This window comes from Bartonella acomydis, assembly GCF_039543025.1.
GTDB lineage: Bacteria > Pseudomonadota > Alphaproteobacteria > Rhizobiales > Rhizobiaceae > Bartonella > Bartonella acomydis.
The window spans coordinates 1-2,804 of record NZ_BAABIY010000028.1 but is presented as its reverse complement, the minus strand read 5'-3'; the positions used below and the strand labels follow the sequence as shown (position 1 = coordinate 2,804).

Sequence of the window (2,804 nt, the reverse complement as noted above, 5' to 3'; positions counted from 1 at the left end):
TTGATTGCCTTTAAAAGATTATACCGTAATCTCAAATGATAGCCTTATCCTTTTCAAAAGCTCTGTTTAAAGAGAGTTATGTATATTCATTTTGCTTATAGGTTTTGACGGTGTAAAAATTGACAAAACCCCTACAAAACATATACCATTGATTGAATTCATAGGTTGTATGTTTGATAGGGGTTGTTTTTTGAACATCTGTAAAATATTAATTCATTGAAATATAACATTTTTATTTTTTATTGTTTTTTTATATAAAAGCAGCAACCGTCAAAACTCAAAACCCCTCCAAAACTCATAACCATAATAATCTTGATAGCATTTTTTATTCTTTTGAAAGGCTTTAAAAGATCACATGCTTTTTAAGACATACTTTAAAGCACTAACTAAAATCATAAATTTATCTATTAAAGTGAACTGATAAAAATACCTTAAAGGGTTTTTGATAACATAATCAGTTTTCACTTTCATACGCTTTTCATAAAGCACATTTTAATCACTCACTAAAATAATCATTTTGTCAGTTCAATTTACTGACAGATAACTGACAGGTTTTAATCAACTTACATCATTGGTTATCTTTAAAGATTGCACTATTGATATGAGTTGTGTCTTAAAGAGATTAACATATTGAAATATAATGCTTTTAATTTTCTCTCATTTCAAAAAAATAATATAGGCTCTAAAAAGAACTGACAACACTGACAGCACTGACAAAGTCTATTAAAAGGGATTTTTCTTATCCCTATAATGATCAATCTCTCTTTAATGTTTTCATAAGAAACAATAAATCACAATTATCCTATTTATCGTTTCTCTTATGAAAATGAAAAATGATGCCATGGCTATAATGAATAACAGCTATAGAAAATGCATAAAAACAGCAGGCATTCATAATCAAAATGCAAATGAACGCGTTGGTTATAAGGACGTCCCTATAAAGGCTGTTAAGTTGCAAATGTGTTATTAAAAGAAATTAACAGAAATCTTAAAAACCATTTCGTAAAAAACATGATAGGTTATAAAGATAAAAATACGCATGATGAGAGCGTTTATAAATATTATAAATGTATAGATTCAAAAAATATCGCAATCGTTTAAGAAAGCCCATAATATAGCTTTAAAAGCATAGAATACAAAAGAAACAACTCATAAGCATATGATCAATATTTGCACACAATGCATTTAAAAAAATCATAAAAAATATCAAAAAAGTGCATAAATTAATTGACAATAAATACGTATTTTGTTATATAAATAATCAAGTGCTGAAAACACTTAAACATCAAGCGGGTAGATTACGAAACAATCTTTCCCATATCAAAAAACTGACTATCTTTTATGCTGTGATTAGCATATATGAGAATTTTGTCGGGTGTGGTCATGCTATATAAAACCTTATGGGGAAGGCATGCCGACGGACTTGATGCCGTGTTTTCAACACCCGGCGCCTTTATAAGGTGTCAATTGAAAACAATATTAACATCAAGGTTTTAATATGAAAACTACATCCAAAAACACCCCCGTTATCTCTAACATTTCAAATGAAACCGTATCTAATAATAAACAAAAGCCTGCAAAAAAATACGAATTTACAGGTGAAACAATAGAGGTTGGCTTTAAAACGCTTCATAGGATTAGAGCTTTAAGAGATTTTGGAGATGTGAAAAAAGGTGATTTAGGTGGTTTTATACAAGGTGAAAGCAACTTATCACACGAGGGCAATTGCTGGGTTGGGGATAAAGCCAAAGTTTATAGCAATGCGCGGGTTTTCGATAATGCCGTTGTAAGTGGTTATGCTCATGTGAACAATGTTGCTTGCATTTATGAAAACGCACGTGTTTTTGGCAAGGCTGTGGTGGCTGGTCATGTTTATGGCAATGCCGAAGTTTATGGCTTTGCACGTATTTATCCTGATGCTCATATTTTTGAAAATGCTCGCGTTCATTATTACGCTTGTGTCTTTAATGATACAAAAATTTATGGCAATGCGAAAATTTCTGGATATGCTTGTATTTTTGCAAATGTAAAGATTTTTCGCAATGCGATCATTAAAGGGGATACTTGGGTTCGCAACAATATTGAAGTCTGCAGTAAAGAAATTGTCTATAACGATCAGTCATTAAAAGACGCTGCTTAAATAAAGTACGGGCAGTGCGGGGGCGTCCTCTCTTTAAAACATTTCATTCAAAAATTGAATCTTCTTATAAAGGAATTGTGCCATGCAAAAAAAGTTTGCACTCACAAATGAAACGCGTGTATTTGGTCAACATACTCTTTACCGCATTAAAGCATTAAGAGACTTTGCTGATGTAAAAGCTGGGGATTTAGGCGGCTTTATCGAAAAGGAAAGCAACTTATCACATGATGGTAATTGCTGGGTGTATAATGAGGCGTGTGTTTATAATAATGCTCATGTTTCTGATAATGCTACAGTTTGTGATTATGCGAGTGTTTTCAATCAGGCAAAAATTGAAGGCAATTGTAAAGTTTTTGATTGTGCAAAAATTTATGACCATGCAAGGGTTGCTGATAATGCCTTGGTTTTTGGAAGAACTTTTGTTTACGATTATGCCTGCGTTTTGAATCATGCTGAGGTCTCTGACAGGGCTGTTATAAAAGGGCATGCTAAAATTTATGATAACGCTTTATTGACTGGCTATGCGCAAGCTTATGGCAATGCAAGAATTTATGACAATGCTCAAGTTTGGTTTTTTGCTGTGGTTTGTGATGATGCTTGTATTTATGAAAATGCTAAAATTACAGGCTATACATACATTTGCGATAAAGTGAGTGTTTTTGGC

2 protein-coding genes are annotated in these 2,804 nt (G+C 32.2%); both read left to right on the top strand.

From position 1 onward, the window contains the following. Window positions 1-1,498: 1,498 nt before the first annotated feature. Window positions 1,499-2,140 (top strand): LbetaH domain-containing protein, encoded by a 642-nt coding sequence (locus ABD909_RS05095; protein ID WP_345096888.1) that lies wholly within the window; start codon window positions 1,499-1,501, stop codon window positions 2,138-2,140. 82 nt (window positions 2,141-2,222) lie between these two features. Next, window positions 2,223-2,804: LbetaH domain-containing protein (locus tag ABD909_RS05090; protein WP_345096887.1), on the top strand; the 582-nt coding region annotated here is incomplete at its 3' end.

Coding starts and splice junctions, on each gene's coding strand:
- ABD909_RS05095 (WP_345096888.1), top strand. CDS start 1,499: ATGAAAACTACATCCAAAAACACCCCCGTTATCTCTAACATTTCAAAT.